This is a genomic window from Pseudomonas brassicacearum (assembly GCF_918698105.1).
Taxonomy (GTDB): Bacteria; Pseudomonadota; Gammaproteobacteria; order Pseudomonadales; family Pseudomonadaceae; genus Aquipseudomonas; species Aquipseudomonas brassicacearum_F.
In genome coordinates this window covers 33,311-51,434 of the sequence record NZ_CAKKMI010000003.1, presented here as the reverse complement: position 1 = coordinate 51,434, position 18,124 = coordinate 33,311, and the positions used below count along the sequence as shown (strand labels likewise).

Sequence of the window (18,124 nt, the reverse complement as noted above, 5' to 3'; positions counted from 1 at the left end):
CCGTCAAAGGGCTTCGGCAGGCTTGGGCTGCTCGAAGACGCTTATGTAGTAGCCCTGGATGCCTTGCGGCACGAATTGCTGGATCCAGCCACGAAACAGCTTCTCCTCGTGCATGCGCGCGATGGCGGCACTGAGGTAGTCGCGCCAGGCCTCGTCGTTCTTGCGCACACCGATCGCGGCATCGGAAATCTGGAACGGCTCGTTGAGCAGGCGCGCGTCCTTGTCGTTGTCTGCCACCACCACAAGCGTCGCCGCGTCATGGGTATAGGCATCGGCACGGCCCTGGCGGAAGGTCTGCAGCGCATCGGCGGCGCTGTTCATGCGCAAGGTCTTGACCTCCGGCATGTGGTCCTCGAACCACTTGGCCTGCACCGAGCCCTTGAGGGTGGCGAGGGTCTTGCCCTTGAGGTCGGCGATCTTCTGGATCTTGCTGTCCTTCTTCACCACCACGTCGCTGGCGCCCCAACGGTACGGCGTGCTGAAGTCGATCACACGCAGGCGTTCAGGGGTCACGCCCAAGGTCGCGATGAGAAAATCGACCTTGCGCCCGAGCAACTGGGGGACACGGTTTTCCGCCGTGACGCAAGTGAACGACACCTTGTCTTTGGAGCCCAGCGACCACAGCGCAATCTGCCTGGCCATCTCCACTTCGACGCCGGCGAACTGGCCGCTGCCGTCCTGGAAACCATAGGGTGGTTGATCGCAGCGCACGCCGGCACGCAGTTGGCCGGCCTCCTTGATCTCATCGGGAACCGCAGGCAGTCCGCTCGCGTAAGCCTGGGTCAAACCAGCCAGCGCCAGGCACGAGAACGCCAGCGCACTGCCAAGAATCTTGAATGAAAACGACATGATGCCTCCTGGTTTACATATCGGTATCGATCGGCTGAAGGCTGCTCGACACCATGAAATACAAGGGCAGAAATGAGATAAAGAGCGGCGTTTTTTTATGCTTATGACTGCCGTATGCTCGAACCGCATCGCCGTTCCCGCCTTCGCGTTCACGTCGATGTAAAGATTTATAAAGCCTGTCGCTCATGCAAACAAATGACAATTGATCAGTCATTCATACCAAATTGATATGGGATGCCATGAACTTTAAACAAGTCGAAGCCTTTCGCGCAGTCATGTTGAGTGGCTCGATGACCGCCGCGGCCGAGTCCCTGCATACCTCCCAACCCAACATCAGTCGATTGATCGCCCAACTGGAGCGCAACGCCGGCTTCAAGCTGTTTGAGCGGGTTGCCGGTCGCCTGCTACCGACCGATGAGGGGGCCGCGCTATTCGCCGATGTCGAACGGGCGTTCATCGGCCTGCACAGCCTTGAGAAGTCCGCACAGAACATCCGGCGCGCCGGCACGGGGCGCTTGCGTATCGCCGCGGTCCCTTCCCTGTCGCTGACGGTGTTGCCCCGCGTGATCCAGCGCTTTCGCCAGGAGAACCCGGACGTCGCGATCTCGCTTCATACCAACGACTCGCCAATGGTCGCCCACTGGACGGCCTCGCAGTTCTGCGACTTGGGGCTGGCGTCTTACGTCGGCGAGGACATGCCGGGGGTGACGACCAAGGTGATCTGCGACGTGCCGGGCGTCTGTGTATTCCCCAAAGGCCATCGACTGAGCGCACTGGCGTGCATCGGACCGGAGGATCTCAAAGGCGAGGAGTTCATTTCGCTGTCGCAAAATGACGGCTCTCGCGCCCGGGTCGACCGCGCGTTTCCCGAAGACCGAGGCCATCGAAAGCTGAGCCTGGAAACGCCTTATGCCGCCACCGCTTGCTCGCTGGTGGGGCTGGGCCTGGGGGTCAGCATCGTCAGCCCGATCGTCGCGTTGGAGTACCTGCACACCGGCATCGAAACCCGCCCTTTCCGCCCGCAAATACGCTTCTCGACCTACCTGCTGCTACCGGCAGACAGGCCGCAAAGCCTGCTGACGCAACGGTTCGGGCAATTGATCCATGAGATGCTGGCTGAGGTGGCGAAGGATTGGCAGTGAATGTCATCCAAAAACGACCTTGCTAACCGGTCTACTTCCCTCCGGTCACATCCAGGAAGGTGCCCGTCACAAACGAAGCATCCGCCCCCGCCAACCAGAGAATGGCCCGCGCCACCTCCTCCGGCTGGCCACCACGCCCCATCGGGATCGTGTCCTTCACCCGGTCGACTCTGCCCGGTTCTCCGCCACTGGCATGCATCTGGGTGTAGATATGCCCGGGGCGAACGCAGTTGACACGAATACCCTCCCGGGCCACTTCCTTGGCATAGCCCGTCGTGAACGTTTCCACCGCGCCCTTGGACGCTGCGTAGTCCACGTATTCATTCGGGCTACCGAGGCGGGCCGACGCCGAGGAAACATTGATGACCGCACCGCCACGCCCGCCATAACGATAGGCCATGCGCCGGGTCGCCTGCTGCGCGCAGAGCATCGGGCCCAATGTGTTGACCGCAAATATTCGCTGCATGCGCTCGAAGCCAAGATCCTCCAAGCGCGATTGACGTGCCAATATCGAAGCATTGTTGACCAACACATCGATGCGCCCGAAGCGCAGGTCAACGGTGGCGAACAGTTCGGCGATCTGCGCCGGATCCGCGTTATCGGCACGTACCGCCAAGGCACGGGCGCCCCTGGCCTCGACCTGTTCTGCCACCGCCAACGCCGAGGCTTGATCGGCGATGTAGGTCAGCACGACGTTGTAACCTTGCTCAGCAGCCAGAATGGCAGTCGCCGCGCCGATCCCGCGCCCGCCTCCGGTGATCAGGATCACGGGTTTTTGCGAACGATCATTCATGGTCAATCCTCACGGCTAAATGAAAACAAGCAACGTCAACCGATAACCAGCGTACCGAGGGCAATGACGGCGCAGGCCAGCAGCTTGCGCAAGGTCAATGCTTCGCCAAGAAAGGCGTATCCGATCAAAGCGGCGAACATGACGCTGGTCTCTCGCAGGGCGGACACCGCCCCCATTGGTGCATGGGCCATGGCGTAGATCACGACGCCGTAGGCCAGTAATGAAACCAGCCCACCCGCGGAGGCCAGGGCGATACCTGGCCGCAAGGCAAAGAGGCTTCGGGCATCCCGCAGTCCGATGTAAACCACGGGCATCATCACGCCCCACAACAGGCACATCCAGGCGGTGTAGGCCATTGGCGCCCCGCAGAGGCGAACGCCGATGCCATCGACCACGCTGTAAGCGGCAATGAAACAACCGGTTCCCAATGCGTAGGGCAAGTCAGGCAACGCCCGCCGGCGCCCGGTATAGGCCAGCGAGATGATTCCAGTCGACACCAATACAATGCCTAGCAGCCCACTCGGCGACACCCGCTCATCGGCGAACAGCGAAGCGGCCAGGACAATCAGGACTGGGGAGACACCGCGGGCGATGGGATAGGTTTGGCCCAGGTCGGCGGACTTGTAACTGCGCACCAGGAACAGGTTGTAGCCCACGTGCAATACCGCGGACAGTCCGATGCAGAACCAGCTTGCACGGGCGGGCGGAGGCAGCAGCACCGCCGCAATGACGCTCGCCAGGGCTATCGCCATGCACATGATGGTCATGGACCACAAACGGTCGGCGCCCCCGCGCAGCATGGCATTCCAGCTGGCGTGGAGTAGCGCGGCGAACAAGACGAGGCAGATGATGTTTAAAGGCATGCCTCATCCTAGATCGCCCCAGTCACGCTATAAAAGCAAAGTCTCTTCATCCCTGCATGATGAAAACCTCATGCATAAGCGTGCTGAGCGTCTAGGGCCTGGGTAACCAGCCAACGGCGAAAGCTGGCGATATGAGGCTGAGTCTCGATCCCTTTGGGACAGACAAAGTAATACGCCAGAGGCGAGGCGAACGGCAGTTCGAAAAGCCTTTCGAGACGGCCGTCATTGAGCTCGGCTTCGACATGCCCGCTGCGTGCCAGCGCGATACCTTGTCCCAACAACGCCGCCTCGATGGTCATATTGGTGTCGGCGTAGCGAATGCTTTCCTTCAAGGTCGTGACCTCGACGCCCACTTGGGCAAACCACTGCTCCCATTTCGGCACCAGCGCTGCACCATCGCGCGTCAGCAGTGGATAGCGCAGCAATTCGGCGGCCGTTTGCGGCGTACCAAAGCGCGCAAGCAAAGCCGGGCTGGCGACAGGAAAAATCTGCTCGCGGAACAGAAACTCCGAAAACAGCGAAGGGAAATGACCGTTGCCCAGGCGGATCGCAACGTCCGGGTCTGTCGTCGAGAAGTTGATGGCGCTATCGGTACTGTCCAGCGTCAGCAGAATTTCCGGATGCGCTTGCGCCAGGTCCGGCAGCCTGGGCAGCAGCCACTTCAAGGCGAAGGAATAGGTCGTGCTGACGCTCAGCCGTTGCCTGCCGTTTTGCTCACGCAAATCGGCCAGGGTGGCTTCGAGCTTCATGAAGAACTCCCGCACGATGGGCGCAAGCGCGGCTCCCGCCGAGGTCAGGTGCAGCGAGCTGCCGCGATGAAACAGCGGCAATCCCCAAAGCTGTTCCAAATGTTTGAGCTGGTGGCTCACAGCGCTCTGTGTGACATGCAACTCTTCTGCTGCCGCAGTGAACGTGGTGTGCCGGGTAGCGGCTTCAAAGGCCCGCAAGCTCGAAGAAGGAGGGAGGTTTCTCATGATGTTCCCTGCTATGAGTAAACGCTCATGCTAGCGCCTTTGTATGGCGCGTTGTAGGCGCGCTCCAGTAGAACAGCGTTAGTACTGTTGTAAATGCTGGGGCTTCAAGCTTGGTCTATTGCTCTTGTTCGCCGCCAGTATCCGTTAGTGTTTAACGCGAAAAACAATCAAACCGGGGCTTTTAAGTCCACGCCGAGTGCCTGGGCAAATGCCTTGACCAGGGGGCTGCGCACAATGTTATGGCGCAGTATCAGACTGAACGGCGTGACGATGTTGAACAGGTCCGGACGTACCGCGCGAAACTCTCCCCGCGCCACCATCGCCGCAGCGTAATGCTGGGGCAGGAAGCCCAGGTAACGCCCCGTCTTGATCAGCAGAGCAACGGCCTCCACCTGGGTTGCCGAGGCGGAAAAACTGTCGTAGCGGGCAAATTTCAGTTTGTCGCGATGAATCGCGTAGCGATGGTTGATGCACTCGTAATCCTTGAGCACATCCTCACCCATGTCCGCGTCCGCCAGGGAGAACAGCGGGTGGCCGAGCGCGCAATAAACCTCCGAGCGTTCTTCGTAAAGTGCGTAGTAATCGAACTCTTCGCGTTTCTGATAAATCGGCACAATTCCCGCCACCAACCGCCCTTCGACGACACCTCTTTCAACCTCATCAAGTTGCGCGGCCTGAAGTTGGAATCTGACCTTGGGCGACTGTTCATTTATACGTTTAAGCGCAGCAACTAACGGCGAATTGTCATCGGAGATCGTATTATCAATAACCCCCACGCCAAGATCACCGACCAATTCGTTTTGTGCGGAACTAAGGCGATCACGAAAGTTGTCGACCGAGGCAAATAAATCTATTGACGCCTGATACACCAGACGCCCTTCTTCTGTCAGATGAAAGCCCTCTCGCCCCCGCGTGCACAGGCGCATGCCGATACGAATCTCCAGGTCGGAAATCTGTTTGCTGATGGCTGCCAGCCCCACATTCAGCTCATTTTGCGCAGCACTGAAACCGCCAGCCTCGACCACGGCCTTGAACACCTTGAGCAGTTTGAAGTCCAGGCCACTGAGGGCTAACGGGGCCCGTTGCAGAGGTTTCGGCGGCGGGTTTCCGGAATTGGAAAGTGGGGTTTCCATAATGCTTATTTACCTCTGGCGCCCTATTCAACAATCTGTGCCCAACAACAAAAACACGCTGGCCTAATAATAATGAACACAGAAAAGCAGGCTTGGCAACCGCCAATAAATCCCGCAGATCAGTGCCAAATCGCTGATCTCGAAACATCAAAAGCTGACACTTCGATCAGCTCTCGCTCCGTTGCAACTGCCCCCTTGAAAACTGCTCTGGCCTGATTTCGTTCGCTTACTTTTTTGCGACGTTGCGGCCCGGGTTACCCCTTTCAGTTCGCGTTACCGACGAGGAAAACAACAATGTCCCAACCCACCGACCGTCTCTGGGGTGCTCGCTTCAAAAGCGGCCCTTCCGAAGCCTTGGCGGCCCTGTCCCGTTGCCCTGAACGCTACTTCCGACTCACCCCGTACGACCTGGCCGGCTCCAAGGCCCATGCCCGGGAATTGCAGCGCGCCGGGCTGCTGAGCGAGCAGGAAACCCTGACCATGCTCGACGCCCTGGAACGCATCGGCGCAGATTTTCGCGCTGGCAGCATCGCCCCGACCCTGGATGACGAAGACGTCCACACCTTCATCGAGCGCCTGCTGACCGAACGCCTCGGCGCGCTGGGTGGCAAGCTGCGTGCCGGTCGTTCGCGCAACGACCAGACCGCCAACGACCTGCGGCTGTTCCTGCGTGACCACGTGCGCACCCTGGCCGTTGAAGTGCTGGGCTTGCAGCAGACGCTGGTGGACCAGGCCGAGCAACACATCGAGAGCATCTGCCCCGGCTTCACCCACCTGCAACAGGCACAACCGATCGTGTTTGCTCATCACCTGCTGGCCCACGCCCAGTCGATGCTGCGCGACGTGCAGCGCCTGGTGGACTGGGACGTGCGCACGTCGCTGTCGCCACTCGGTGCGGCGGCCATGGCAGGCTCGGCTATCGCGCGCCTGCCTCAGCAATCGGCAAAGGAAATGGGCTACAGCGGTGTTTGCGAAAACTCCATCGACGCCGTGGCCAGTCGCGATCACGTCGCCGAGTTCCTGTTCATCGCCAGCATGCTCGGCATCAATATCTCGCGCCTGGCCGAAGAGTTTTGCCTGTGGTCGTCGCGGCAGTTCCGCTGGGTCGCGCTGGATGACGCCTACGCCACCGGCAGTTCGATCATGCCGCAGAAAAAGAATCCGGACATCGCCGAACTGGCACGGGGCAAGGCGGGACGCCTGATCGGCAACCTGACCGGCCTGCTGTCTACCCTCAAATCCTTGCCACTGTCCTACAACCGCGACTTGAGCGAAGACAAGCACGGCGTGCTCGACAGCGTCGACACCCTGCTGCTGGTGCTGCCGGCCATGGCCGGAATGGTTGCGACCATGAAGGTCAACGTCGAAGAACTGCGTCGCCAGGCACCGCTGGGCTTCACCCTCGCCACCGAAGTCGCCGACTGGCTGGCGGTGCGCGGCGTGCCGTTCAAGGAAGCTCACGAGATCACCGGTGCGTTGGTCCAGGTTTGCGAGAAACACGACATCGAATTGTGGGAAGCCTCCCCCGCACTGCTGGCGGAAATCGACCCGCGCCTCACACCGCAAGTACGCGAAAGCCTGACCCTCGAAGCCGCCATCGCTGCCCGCAGCGGCTGGGGCGGGACCGCGCCACAGCAGGTGCGCGAACAGATCGGCCGGCTGAAAACCGCCCTCGCCGCCCAGCAGCAATGGACCGAGGACTATCAGGGCTTGCGCCTCTGAAGCTGCACACAAGACCTGTGGGAGCGAGCTTGCTCGCGATTACGGTTTCACCTTCAACATCAACGTGGACTGACCCACTGCTATCGCGAGCAAGCTCGCTCCCACAGCGATAGCGCCGAAACCGAGTACGGAGAACCACCATGAGCCAGACACAGGCAGAACGACTCCAGGCGGAGCGCAAGCTGGCGGAAAACCAGTTCGATATCACCCAGTACGATCATGTGCCGCGGCGCTACTACGGGCGGATTTTCTTCGCCACGGTGATCGTCATCGCACTCATCGGCCTGGTGCGCGCCTTTGCCGAAGGCAAGATCGAATGGTCGTACATCGGCCAGTTCCTGACCTCCCAGGCGATCATGTGGGGCTTGCTCAACACCATCGTCATGGCGGTGCTGGCGATGGCGCTGGGCATCGTGTTCGGGGTGATCACCGCGATCATGCGCATGTCCGCCAACCCGATCCTGCGCTATGTGGCGCTGACCTACACCTGGCTGTTTCGCGGTACGCCGCTGATCCTGCAACTGCTGTTGTGGTTCAACCTGGCGCTGATCTTCCCCACCCTCGGCATCCCCGGCCTGTTCGAAATCGACACCGTGAGCCTGATGACCCCCTTCGTGGCGGCCCTGCTCGGCTTGAGTATCAACCAGGGTGCCTACACCGCCGAAGTGGTGCGTGCCGGCCTGCTCTCGGTGGACACCGGACAGTATGAAGCCGCCAAGTCGATCGGCATGCCGCGCCTGCAAGCGCTGCGCCGAATCATCCTGCCCCAGGCCATGCGCATCATCATTCCACCGGTGGGCAACGAGTTCATCGGCATGGTGAAAATGACTTCGCTGGCGAGCGTCATCCAATACTCGGAACTGCTCTACAACGCCCAGAACATCTACTACGCCAACGCCCGCGTGATGGAGCTGCTGATCGTCGCCGGGATCTGGTACCTGGCCACCGTCACCGTCCTGTCCTTTGGTCAAAGCCGCCTGGAGCGTCGTTTCGCCCGCGGCGCCGGCAAGCGTTCCTGAGGAGCCCCCCATGAGAAGCATCGTCAAGGCCGTGAGCCTGAACAAATATTACGACCAGTTCCACGCACTCAAGGACATCGACATCGAAGTCGAGCAAGGCGAAGTGCTGTGCATCATCGGCCCGTCCGGCTCGGGCAAGAGCACCTTGCTGCGCTGCGTCAACCAGCTGGAAAAAATCGACAAAGGCGGCCTGTGGGTCGACGGCGAACTGGTGGGTTACCGGATCGTCGGCAACAAGCTGCACGAACTCAACGAAACGCAGATCGCCCGCCAACGCCTGTCCACCGGCATGGTGTTCCAGCGTTTCAACCTGTTCCCGCACATGACCGTGCTGCAGAACATCATCGAAGGGCCGTGCCAGGTACTCAAGCGTTCACCCAAAGAGGCGAATGAAGAAGCCCTGGAGCTGCTCGCCCGCGTCGGCCTGGCCGACAAGCGCAACAGCTACCCGATCGAGCTTTCGGGTGGCCAGCAGCAACGCGTCGCCATTGCTCGTGCATTGGCCATGCGTCCCAAGCTGATGCTGTTCGATGAACCCACTTCGGCACTCGACCCGGAACTGGTCGGTGAGGTGCTGTCGGTGATGCGCGATCTGGCGCAGACCGGCATGACCATGATCGTCGTCACCCATGAACTGGGCTTCGCTCGCGAGGTTTCCAACCGCATGGTGTTCATGGACGGCGGGCAGATCGTGGAGGCTGGAAGCCCCGAAGAAATACTAATAAGTCCGCAAAACCCTCGCACCCAAAGCTTCATTTCTGCCGTTCGAACCTAGGCGTCAGTTGGCGCTCACAACACTCATAAGAGAACGACCATGAAGAACTTCGTTATTCCAGCAGTACTCGCAGGCGTTATGGCATCCGGCTTCACCTTTGCCGCCGAGTTGCCGGCCAGCATCAAGGCCAAGGGCGAGATCGTCGTGGCGATCATGCCGAACTACCCGCCGATGGATTTCAAGGACCCGGCCACCAACACCCTCACCGGTCTGGACTATGACCTGGGCAATGCCCTGGCCGAACGCCTGGGCGTGAAGATCAAATGGCAGGAAACCGGCTTCGAACAAATGATCAACGCCCTGACCACCGACCGCGTGGACATGGTGCTGTCGGGCATGACCGACACCGCCGAACGTCAGGCCAGCGTGACCTTCATCGACTACTTCACCAGCGGCCCGCAGTTCTACACCTTGCAGAAAAACAAGGACACCAACGAGATCGTCGACCTGTGCGGCAAGAAGGTCGGCACCAGCCGCCGCACCACCTTCCCGATGGAAATCGCCGCGTGGAGCAAGGCCAACTGTGAAGCCGCCGGCAAGCCTGCGATCAATGTGATCGGCACCGAAGGCTCGGCCGATGCCCGTGCGCAATTGCGCCAGAGCCGTATCGATGCGGCCATGCAGGGCAGCGAAACCCTGCCCTACCTCAAGACCCAGGAAAAGGACATGTACAAGACCGTGGGCCTGCCGATCTCCAAGCAGTTCAGCGGGATGGGCGTGAGCAAGAAAAAACCCGAGCTCAGCGAAGCGGTGAAGGTGGCGCTGCAGAGCATGATCGATGACGGCAGCTACCAGGCGATCCTGAAGAAGTGGGACTTGGAACTGGGTGCGATCAAGACCGTGACCATCAACGCCGGGAAGTGATCGCACAGGCAACCTGAATCCAATGTGGGAGCGAGCTTGCTCGCGAAGGCGGTGGATCAGCCGGCGCAGATGTTGAATGTACCGGCTTCATCGCGAGCAAGCTCGCTCCCACAGGGATGGGTTGTGTATTTGAAAGATTATTGGAGCACTACAGATGTCCTCCTCGCCCCAACCCACCTGGCCTGACAAATACAACGCCTGCCTGGCCCTGGCCTTCGACCTCGATGGCCCGACCGGTGACGCCATGCTCGACGGCTCGATCTGGCGCAAGCCCGAGTATTTCGGTTTCGGTGGCTATGGCCCTTACCGGGCGCTACCACGCCTGCTCGATCTGCTCGACGAGTTCCGTATCCCGACGACATTCTTCGTGCCGGCCTGGGTCGTAGAGAACTGGCCGAGACAGTGCCAGGCGATTGTCGAGCGCGGGCATGAGGTGGCTTATCACGGCTACAAACACGAATCTTTTTACGCCCTGACGCTGGATCAGCAAAAAGCGGTGATGAACACCTCCCGCGAGGTGTTCTGGAAACACCTGGGCATCCGCGCCGAAGGCTTTCGCACGCCGTCCGGCGACTGGCGCGGCGAAACCCCGGCGATGCTGGTGGAAGCCGGTGTGACCTACTCCAGCAGCATGCGCGGTGATGATCGACCGTACCTGGTGAACGTGCCGGGGTTCGATACGCCGCTGGTGGAAATCCCTGGCCGCTGGGAAATGGACGACTACGCCTCCCTCGCCTACACCCGCGCGCCGAACTTCCCTTCCGGGCTGGACCGCACGGCCAGCTACGCGCTGACCCTGGATAACTGGTGCCGCGAATACGACGGCGCGATGGACGAAGGGTTATGCCTGACCACCCTGTTCCACCCCAAGATTACCGGTAAGCCGGGGCGCATCCTGCTGCTGGAAAAACTCTTCGAACACATGCGCCAGCGCGACGACGTATGGTTCGCCACCTGCCGCGACGTCGCCCAGTGGTGGCTGAAGGAGCATCACCATGGCTGATCTCACTCCCTGGCCGGAAGGCTATCGCTGCGCCGTGGTACTGACCGTCGATTACAACGACATCCACGGCATCCTGACCCAAGCCCCGGAAGTCGCCGGGCGCGACAAGACCTTGTCGGTATGGCGCTACGGCAGCCAACGCGGCGTGGAACGGTTGCTCGGCCTGTTCAAGGAGCTCGGGGTCGCCAGCAGTTGGTTTGTCCCCGGTATCGTTGCGCAGGAAAACCCCGGACACATTCAGGCGATCCAGGCCGACGGCCATGAAATCGCCTGCGCTGGCTATCGTCATCAGGACTACGACACGCTGGACCTGGCCGCGCAAAGCGATGACATCGCCAAGGGCTGTGAGGCCCTGGCCGGGCTGACCGGCCAGCGTCCGGTCGGCTTTCGAATCCCGGCGGGCAATGGCGCGCCGGGGTTCATCGAGGCCTTGAAAGCCCAGGGCATTCGCTGGTCCTCGTCGTGGCGCGGCGACGACATGCCATTCGCTCACCCGACGGCACCGAGCGTCATTGAACTCCCCCTGCATTATGAGCTGGAAGACGAGCCGTACTTCGCCTTCAACTTGAGCCCGGCGGTGCCTCCAGCACAATCGCGGATCGCGTCCTACAGCCACACCCTGGGCAACCTGCAAATGGACTTCGCCGGGTTTCATCGCTTTGGCCTGTGCTACGTGCTTCGCCTGCACCCGGAAATCATCGCCACGCCGGGACGGATAGGCGTGTTGCGCGAGTTGATCGAGGGCATTCAACAGCACGATGACGTGTGGATCGCCACGGGTGCCGAGGTCGCGCAGTGGTGGGCAGAAACCGCAGCGCCGGTCGCCGAGGATCATCCGGCGTCGGTTTACGAGCGACATTATCGGGATTACGTTTTATGAGCGAACGTCTGCAACGTCTGGCGCAATTCTGTGTGGACCTGCGCTTTGAAGATTTGCCGCCTGCGTTGGTGGCGCAAGCCAAGCGGCACATGCTCGATACGTTCGGCGCCACGCTGGCCGGCGCCGATAGCGGTGTCGCGCACCAGGCGCGCAAGGTGTTGGCCGGTGAAACCGGTGAGGTGTCGGTTTGGGGCACTGACCTGTTGGTTGGCGCGGCTCAGGCAGCAATGCTTAACGGTGTTGCCGCCCATGCCCTGGAGCTGGACGACACCGGTGGCTGCGATCATTCCGGTGCCGTTGTGCTGCCGGCGGTGATGGCGGCCGTTTCGCTGCTCCCACGGCCAGTGAGTGGTCGTGAGTTCATCAGTGCCGTCGTGATCGGATACGAAGTGGGCCGGCGGGTGCTCGAAGCATGCGGCGGCTATTCAGCCCACAACGGCGCCGGTTGGCATTCCACCGCGACTTGCGGCGTGTTCGGTGCAGCAGCAGCGAGTGCGCGGATCCTGGGCCTGGATGCACGGCAAACCCTCGCCGCGCTAGGCATTGCCGGCAGCTTCAGCGGTGGCCTGTGGGCCTTCATCCACGACGGCTCGCAAAGCAAGAAACTGCACAGCGGACGTGCCGCAGAAGGTGGGCTGCTGGCGGCGCGGTTTGCCCAACAAGACATCAGCGGGCCGACCCAGTTGTTCGACGAGGTCTGGGGTGGTTTTCTGAAAACCCTCGCCCCAGCGACCGCCATGCCCGAAGCGCTGGATGCAGAACTCGGCGAGGTCTGGAAGCTCGCCCGTTGCTCGATCAAACCCTATGCCTCCTGCCGCGGGACCCATTCGGCCATCGACGCCCTGGGGCTGCTGCTGGATCAATTGAATGCACGGGTCGACCAGGTTGAAGACGTGCAGGTGCGGCTGAGCGGGTTTCTCCACAACATGTGTGGCGGCCGGGACGTCAGCACCCTTGCAGCCGCGCAGATGAGCCTGTCGTATGCCTTGGCCGCGCGACTGGTGCAAGGGCATTGTCGATTGCAGGCCTATGACGATTCACAACGCAACGATCCGCACATGAGCCAATGGCTGTCGCGCATTCAGCTTGAAGTCGACCCGCGCCTGTCCGAGGATGGCGAGCCCATGGTGACGCTGCGGACCGTGGATGGCCGGCAGGCGAGCTTGTGCGTAGAAGTGCCATTGGGCGCGCCAGGCAATCCGCTGGCTGATGTAGCTCTGGAAGAGAAATTTTTCAGCCTGGCGATGCGGGTGATGCCCCGGGAACAGGCTGACGGATTGCTGGGGCAACTGTGGCGCATTGAAGAACTGCAATCGGTACGCACATTGGATCGGTGGCTTGTGCGCGATAGCCGCGACGCGGTATTGCGGCGAACGCCAAACATCTGAATAAGGACATTCGCACCCCCGTGGCCACCTACTCGCTCGTTATCCGACGCTTGATGATCGTCTCATTGACCATCGTCGTCAGCCGCGCCATTACCAGCCCATTGCTCACGTTGTTCCTGAGCAATAAGTTGGGCCTCAACCAACAGGACGTCGGCTTGCTGCTCGGTATTGCCGTGTTCATCGCCACCCTGTTGGCGCTGTATGGTGGCTATGTCATCGACCGCCTGGAGAAGCGCCGGCTGCTGATCGTGGCGATGCTTTCCAGCGCCATCGGTTTCATCCTGCTGACCTTTGCCGAAAACCTCTACCTGACCACCCTGACCGTGGTGATCACCGAGACCGCTTCAGCGCTGTTCCTTATCGGTTCAAAAGCGATCCTCAGCGAAAACCTGCCCATCGGCCAGCGCGCCAAGGCATTTTCCCTGCGCTACACCCTGACCAACATCGGCTATGCCACCGGCCCCATGCTCGGCGTGGTGATTGCCGGTGTCTACCCGATTGCGCCGTTCCTGATCGCCGGTGGCATCGCGTTTTTCAGCATTTTCCTGATGACCGGCATCCCCAGGGATACCACGCCGACACCGGCCATTGGCCCTCCGCCCAGTTTTCTCAAGACGCTCAAGACCCTGAAAAACGACCGTACCCTGATCATGTTCACCTGCGGCTGCCTGCTCAGCACCGTGGTGCACGGACGCTTCACCCTCTACTTGTCGCAATACCTGCTGGTGACCCACGACGCCAAACAGGCGCTGGACATCATGGCCGCCCTGCTCGCCTGCAACGCCATCACCGTAATTGTGCTGCAATACCAGATCGGTCGGTTCCTCGATCGCGAGAAACTGCGCTACTGGATTGCCGCGGGCACCAGCCTGTTCATGCTTGGCCTGATCGGCTTCAGCCTGGCGGACGACATGGTGAGCTGGTGCGTGGCGATGTTCATTTTCACCCTCGGTGAAATGATCATTTACCCGGCCGAATTCCTTTTCGTCGATACCCTGGCCCCGGAAGAACTGCGCGGCAGCTACTACGGTGCTCAAAACCTGGCAGCGCTTGGCGGCGCCTTGAGCCCGGTGATCTGCGGCTACCTGCTGATGCACACCCCGGCACCGACGATGTTCTATGCGTTGAGCGCACTGACCGCGATGGGCGGCCTGCTGTGCTTCATGAGTGGTCGCCGGATGGCTATTGTGAAAAAGTAATGTCGTAAACCAGCACCTGTCAGGCGTCTATCACAACGCCCGAGCGCGCAGCGCGATGAAGTTTATAGCAGACCCGGATATGCTAAGGCGCCATCCGCCCGGCTGGCCTGGCTTGCAAGGAATGCGTCATGGAGTTCGTGGTTCATAGCTATTGCCTGAAAGGCGCACGCCAGGAGCCTTTGCTGCCCCCTGTCACCCTGACACCGGGCTCGCTGACCTTGACGGTCGCCGAGCTCATTCGCCTGACCGTGGCCGAGCAGATCGCCGCGCTGTCGGTCCAGCACTGGCTGGAACACGTGTCGCTGCGTGAAGTGCTCGACCGCCAATACCTGAGCGAGCGGGACGTTCTTCAGCAAGCCAGTGCAGGCGCGGTGGTCATGCCTCAGGCCAGCGCGCCACCAGACCTGGATGTCGGCGTTGAGGTCGAGCGAGCCCTGAAAGGTTTTGAGGCCCGTGCGTTCCGCGTCCTGCACAACGGCGTCATGCTGCAAAATCTCGATGAGACACTCGAATTGAGCCCCCCTTCCACCCTCGCGTTTATCCGCCTGGTGCCGCTGATAGGCGGTTGATCCTCGTCACTTTCTTCCTCGGATACCCTCATGCAATCACGCCGTCCTGCGCCCGAACAAGCCACACGCCTCGCTGCGCTGCGAGCATTCTGTGAGAGAGCGCTGGATGACTATCCCGAGCTCAGCCCATATGACCAATTCGAGCCCGATTTCTGGGACGGCATCGACTGCCTGCGCATAGCCGATGACTGGGTCAGGCAGCATCCCCAGGAGGGGCCCAAAGCGCTGGCTGATGGTTTTGTGTTCCCGACCGTTTGGGACGATCTGGAGGACCGCCGCGATCAACAGCGCTATGGCCTGCAGTATCGACTCTGCGATGCGTGGATCACGGCTCACCCGGATGCCTATGCGCTGGAGCAGATCTGCGCGCGGCTGCAGCACATGCTGCAATTTGCCTTCGAGGACAGTGACTATCCATTACCTACTGACGAAGATGGCCCGGCCTATTACCGAAGAAGCCCGGACCAGGCCTGGGCCTTGCCTGATGTCCCGGCGTGCATCAATCGCCTGAGCAACTACCCGTCCACCCCCGCCTGGCAGACCTTCGCCGAATGGTTGCTGGACGGCAGCTGGAACCGCGAACAGCCCCCTTCAACGCCTGGCGGCGAACAAAGGAAAATCGCCGACGCATATATCTACGTGCATAAGGAGATCGCGCGCATCGCCCTGGGCCTGCTGGAAGCGGGCCGCCTCGACTACCCGCGCTTCGTCCGGGCGGCCAATACGTGGGGCCGCGCGATGATGTTCTACGCCGACGACGCCGGGCTGGACAGTGATGACGTGGACCTGGATCGGTACGCCGATGAAGACTTCGACGAGGACGACGAGGCCCCGGAAGACATCGACGTTGAGTCGCCCCTGAGTGATGAAATCCCCCCTGAAGAACCCGCAGCAATGTCCCCTGAACTGGCGAACTTCACCGTTCGTTATGTCGAGGACGCCCTGGCTGGATTGCCCGATAACGCCGAGAAGCTGGCTGACACCTTCCGCTCGGTCGAGGTGTATCAGATCCGCTGGTTGCTGCAGGCCCTGGCGGTCATCGAACGGCTGGGCATGACACCGGCTGACTTCATCGACAGCTTCGGCTATACAGCCGCGGTGCTCGAACGCTTCCTGTTGCTTCAGCAATTGCCCAAGAACCAATCGGCAGAGCTGCTCGCGGCATTGACCGGTTTTTCCAGAAACACCCTGCTGACCGCCCTGCCCTACGCCGGACAAGCCAGCCGTGTGGTGCTCGACGCGCTCGGTTGGAGTGATCTGCAAGCCTTCCAGCGTGAATACCTGAGCATTGCCCTGGCACCTCAGTCCGGCTGGGGCACCGACCTGCCCAATACGCTGGATGAAACCGTGGGTGTGGTGGACCGCTACCTGCTGGACAAGGCACTGGCCGAGGCCGACCCCGACCACCTGCGCGACTACCTCGCGGCGCTCGAACCCTCGCACTGGGCGTTTCCCGAGACGCGTGTGCTGCTCGACGCCTACCAGGGCATCGGTCGACCGGCGCTGGAAAAGAAGTTGACCCGCCACGCACAGCCGGCCATGCGCATCTATGGCCTGCTGCCCGTCAAGGATGCGGACGACGTACGCCAACGCTATCTGACCCTCAAGAAACTGCACAAAGAGGTGCGCAAATACGGCGCTCAACGCCAGGCCAACTCCCACGCAGCGGTGCAGGCAGGCCTGGAAAACCTGGCGCGTGTCGCCGGTTATCCCTCGGCGATTCGCCTGGAATGGGCCATGGAATCGCAGATCGCCGAATCCGCGCTGACGGCCGCCACCATCGATGGCTATGACATCACGCTCGTCATCGACGGCTTGTCGCCCACGTTGGCCATCTGCAAAGCCGGAAAGACACTCAAGACCGCACCGCCTGCGGTGCGCAAAAATCCAGACTTCATCGCCCTCAAAACGCAGCAGACCCAGCTCAAGGAACAGATCGCCCGCTTTTGCCGCACCCTGGAAGCGATGATGAGCAGCGGCGAAACCCTGGCTCTGGACGACCTGAAGCCGCTGTTGAAAATGCCTGCGGTTCGCCTGCTGCTCGAACAGCTGATTGTGCAGGCCGACGACGCTGCGCTGGGCTGGCTCGATGCCGCAACGCTGACGGTGACTGACCTGGAAGGCCGCCAACACGTCGTTGAAAAGACTCTACGTATCGCTCACCCTTTTCATCTGTTCACGGCCGGGCAACTGTCGGCCTGGCAGAAAGAAGTGGTGACCCAGCGCCGCGTGCAGCCGTTCAAACAGGCCTTTCGCGAGCTGTACCTGTTAACACCGGCTGAGCGAGACACCGGCCTGTGGTCCAACCGATTTGCCGGCCACCGCCTCAAAGGCAAAGTCGCCGCCCGGTTGCTGCAGGTCCGCAACTGGTCGACCTCAAGCGTCGAGGACATCTACTACGAGAGCAAAGAGCACGGCATCTACGCCATGTTCAACTTTCTGGATACCGGCCATTACCTCTCGGAAACAGAACACTTTACCTTCGACACGATTGCGTTCCACCGCGACCACAAAGCCATCCCCCTTGAGCAAGTACCGCCGCTGCTGTTCTCGGAAATCATGCGCGACGCCGACCTGCTGGTCTCCGTGGCCCACTCCGCAGACGACTACAGCACCAGCCAAGAAACCCTGCAACGACGCGCCGAACTGGTCGGCGAGTTGATTCAAGGGCTAGGGTTGCAAAACGTTAAATGCGAAGGGCATTTTCTGCACATTACCGGCCAGCGGGCGAACTACCGCATTCACCTGGGCAGCGCCGCCATCCACATCGAACCTGGCAACTACCTGTGCATCGTGCCCGCAGGCAGCAGCTCCACGGAGTTCTACCTGCCGTTCGCCGACACCGACAGGAAAATGGCCGAGGTGCTGAGCAAGATGTTTCTGCTGCTGGACGACATGAACATCACCGACAGCCTGATACTGGAGCAGATACAGCGCGGCGGCTGATGTCG

At 60.9% G+C, this 18,124-nt stretch carries 16 protein-coding genes; 11 read left to right on the top strand and 5 right to left on the bottom strand.

What is annotated here, in order from left to right; genetic code table 11:
- Positions 1-3: 3 nt before the first annotated feature.
- A complete protein-coding gene (locus LQ215_RS02110; protein WP_230147203.1) occupies positions 4-849 on the bottom strand; it encodes a transporter substrate-binding domain-containing protein in 846 nt (281 codons plus the stop codon).
- A gap of 239 nt (positions 850-1,088) precedes the next feature.
- On the opposite strand from LQ215_RS02110, the gene LQ215_RS02105 reads away from it, so the two are divergent.
- Positions 1,089-1,991, top strand: coding sequence for a LysR substrate-binding domain-containing protein (locus LQ215_RS02105; protein ID WP_230147202.1), 903 nt, complete (start codon positions 1,089-1,091; stop codon positions 1,989-1,991).
- Positions 1,992-2,022: 31 nt separating this feature from the next.
- Here LQ215_RS02105 and LQ215_RS02100 read toward each other — a convergent pair whose 3' ends face one another.
- The 4 genes from LQ215_RS02100 to LQ215_RS02085 all read right to left on the bottom strand — a co-directional run bounded on the left by LQ215_RS02100 (position 2,023) and on the right by LQ215_RS02085 (position 5,754).
- Positions 2,023-2,784, bottom strand: coding sequence for an SDR family oxidoreductase (locus LQ215_RS02100; RefSeq protein ID WP_230147201.1), 762 nt, complete (start codon positions 2,782-2,784; stop codon positions 2,023-2,025).
- A 35-nt stretch (positions 2,785-2,819) separates the two neighbouring features.
- A complete protein-coding gene (locus LQ215_RS02095) occupies positions 2,820-3,647 on the bottom strand; it encodes a DMT family transporter (RefSeq protein WP_230147200.1) in 828 nt (275 codons plus the stop codon).
- Positions 3,648-3,715: 68 nt separating this feature from the next.
- Positions 3,716-4,621, bottom strand: coding sequence for a transcriptional regulator GcvA (gcvA, locus tag LQ215_RS02090; RefSeq protein WP_230147199.1), 906 nt, complete (start codon positions 4,619-4,621; stop codon positions 3,716-3,718).
- 167 nt (positions 4,622-4,788) lie between these two features.
- Entirely contained in the window at positions 4,789-5,754 is a 966-nt protein-coding gene (locus tag LQ215_RS02085; protein WP_230147198.1) for a LysR family transcriptional regulator, read from the bottom strand.
- 294 nt (positions 5,755-6,048) lie between these two features.
- On the opposite strand from LQ215_RS02085, the gene argH reads away from it, so the two are divergent.
- From argH to LQ215_RS02035, 10 genes are all read left to right on the top strand, one after another.
- A complete protein-coding gene (argH, locus tag LQ215_RS02080; protein WP_230147197.1) occupies positions 6,049-7,476 on the top strand; it encodes an argininosuccinate lyase in 1,428 nt (475 codons plus the stop codon).
- A 140-nt stretch (positions 7,477-7,616) separates the two neighbouring features.
- Positions 7,617-8,495, top strand: coding sequence for an amino acid ABC transporter permease (locus LQ215_RS02075; RefSeq protein WP_058546315.1), 879 nt, complete (start codon positions 7,617-7,619; stop codon positions 8,493-8,495).
- A gap of 10 nt (positions 8,496-8,505) precedes the next feature.
- Positions 8,506-9,270, top strand: coding sequence for an amino acid ABC transporter ATP-binding protein (locus tag LQ215_RS02070; RefSeq protein ID WP_003200528.1), 765 nt, complete (start codon positions 8,506-8,508; stop codon positions 9,268-9,270).
- Between the two features lie 39 nt (positions 9,271-9,309).
- On the top strand, positions 9,310-10,134 hold the full coding sequence (locus LQ215_RS02065; RefSeq protein ID WP_230147196.1) for an ABC transporter substrate-binding protein: 825 nt from the start codon (positions 9,310-9,312) through the stop codon (positions 10,132-10,134).
- Positions 10,135-10,288: 154 nt separating this feature from the next.
- Positions 10,289-11,137 (top strand): polysaccharide deacetylase family protein, encoded by an 849-nt coding sequence (locus LQ215_RS02060; RefSeq protein WP_230147195.1) that lies wholly within the window; start codon positions 10,289-10,291, stop codon positions 11,135-11,137.
- Entirely contained in the window at positions 11,130-12,017 is an 888-nt protein-coding gene (locus LQ215_RS02055) for a polysaccharide deacetylase family protein (protein WP_230147194.1), read from the top strand. Before LQ215_RS02060 ends, LQ215_RS02055 begins: the two co-directional genes overlap by 8 nt.
- Positions 12,014-13,405: an MmgE/PrpD family protein gene (locus LQ215_RS02050; RefSeq protein ID WP_230147193.1), complete on the top strand. Its 1,392-nt coding sequence runs from the start codon at positions 12,014-12,016 to the stop codon at positions 13,403-13,405. Before LQ215_RS02055 ends, LQ215_RS02050 begins: the two co-directional genes overlap by 4 nt.
- A gap of 20 nt (positions 13,406-13,425) precedes the next feature.
- Positions 13,426-14,604 carry an MFS transporter gene (locus LQ215_RS02045; protein ID WP_230147192.1) on the top strand — a complete coding sequence of 393 codons (1,179 nt, stop codon included), beginning with the start codon at positions 13,426-13,428 and terminating at the stop codon, positions 14,602-14,604.
- Positions 14,605-14,732: 128 nt separating this feature from the next.
- Complete coding sequence (locus LQ215_RS02040) at positions 14,733-15,173, top strand: hypothetical protein (protein WP_230147191.1); 441 nt, start codon at positions 14,733-14,735, stop codon at positions 15,171-15,173.
- A 30-nt stretch (positions 15,174-15,203) separates the two neighbouring features.
- Complete coding sequence (locus tag LQ215_RS02035) at positions 15,204-18,119, top strand: DUF4132 domain-containing protein (RefSeq protein WP_230147190.1); 2,916 nt, start codon at positions 15,204-15,206, stop codon at positions 18,117-18,119.
- Positions 18,120-18,124: the final 5 nt, after the last annotated feature.

Coding starts and splice junctions, on each gene's coding strand:
- LQ215_RS02110 (WP_230147203.1), bottom strand. CDS start 849: ATGTCGTTTTCATTCAAGATTCTTGGCAGTGCGCTGGCGTTCTCGTGC.
- LQ215_RS02105 (WP_230147202.1), top strand. CDS start 1,089: ATGAACTTTAAACAAGTCGAAGCCTTTCGCGCAGTCATGTTGAGTGGC.
- LQ215_RS02100 (WP_230147201.1), bottom strand. CDS start 2,784: ATGAATGATCGTTCGCAAAAACCCGTGATCCTGATCACCGGAGGCGGG.
- LQ215_RS02095 (WP_230147200.1), bottom strand. CDS start 3,647: ATGCCTTTAAACATCATCTGCCTCGTCTTGTTCGCCGCGCTACTCCAC.
- gcvA (WP_230147199.1), bottom strand. CDS start 4,621: ATGAGAAACCTCCCTCCTTCTTCGAGCTTGCGGGCCTTTGAAGCCGCT.
- LQ215_RS02085 (WP_230147198.1), bottom strand. CDS start 5,754: ATGGAAACCCCACTTTCCAATTCCGGAAACCCGCCGCCGAAACCTCTG.
- argH (WP_230147197.1), top strand. CDS start 6,049: ATGTCCCAACCCACCGACCGTCTCTGGGGTGCTCGCTTCAAAAGCGGC.
- LQ215_RS02075 (WP_058546315.1), top strand. CDS start 7,617: ATGAGCCAGACACAGGCAGAACGACTCCAGGCGGAGCGCAAGCTGGCG.
- LQ215_RS02070 (WP_003200528.1), top strand. CDS start 8,506: ATGAGAAGCATCGTCAAGGCCGTGAGCCTGAACAAATATTACGACCAG.
- LQ215_RS02065 (WP_230147196.1), top strand. CDS start 9,310: ATGAAGAACTTCGTTATTCCAGCAGTACTCGCAGGCGTTATGGCATCC.
- LQ215_RS02060 (WP_230147195.1), top strand. CDS start 10,289: ATGTCCTCCTCGCCCCAACCCACCTGGCCTGACAAATACAACGCCTGC.
- LQ215_RS02055 (WP_230147194.1), top strand. CDS start 11,130: ATGGCTGATCTCACTCCCTGGCCGGAAGGCTATCGCTGCGCCGTGGTA.
- LQ215_RS02050 (WP_230147193.1), top strand. CDS start 12,014: ATGAGCGAACGTCTGCAACGTCTGGCGCAATTCTGTGTGGACCTGCGC.
- LQ215_RS02040 (WP_230147191.1), top strand. CDS start 14,733: ATGGAGTTCGTGGTTCATAGCTATTGCCTGAAAGGCGCACGCCAGGAG.
- LQ215_RS02035 (WP_230147190.1), top strand. CDS start 15,204: ATGCAATCACGCCGTCCTGCGCCCGAACAAGCCACACGCCTCGCTGCG.